Genomic DNA, 490 nt, shown 5'->3' on the forward strand with positions numbered 1-490 from the left:
CAGCATTAAAAGACGCTGGTGTTGTTGTCGGGTTGAGCCTTGTTTGTTCAATCATCGTATCAACAGCAGCAGTCGGTCTGCGTGACCAGCAAAAAGCTAACGCTGTTTTGGATAAGCAATCCAAGATCATCGAAGTAGCTGGTATCGACAGCAAAGGTAAGAAAGTACCAGAGCTTTTTGCTCAGTACATCGAACCACGTCTGGTTGATTTCGCAACAGGCGACTTTGTTGATGGTAATGCAGCAACGTATGACCAACGCAAGCCGCGAAAGAATCCTGCACAGTCTATCAAACTGACCGCTGAGCAAGATGACGCGAAATTCTACGTCGTGCAAATACAGGTGTTGTGTACCTTGTGAAAAATGGCGACAGCATTTCTAAGATCATTCTACCGGTTCACGGTAACTGGATCTTTGGTCAATGATGTACGCTTTCGTTGCAGTTGAAACCGATGGTAACACAGTATCAGGTATCACCTACTACGAGCAGG

General features: G+C 45.9%; 1 pseudogene. It reads left to right on the forward strand.

What is annotated here, in order from left to right:
• Positions 1 to 32 precede the first annotated feature (32 nt).
• Positions 33 to 490 (forward strand): annotated as a pseudogene (nqrC, locus tag CIK04_RS24720) (NADH:ubiquinone reductase (Na(+)-transporting) subunit C); the annotation flags it as partial.

The sequence above is a fragment of the Vibrio sp. 03_296 genome (assembly GCF_002265885.1).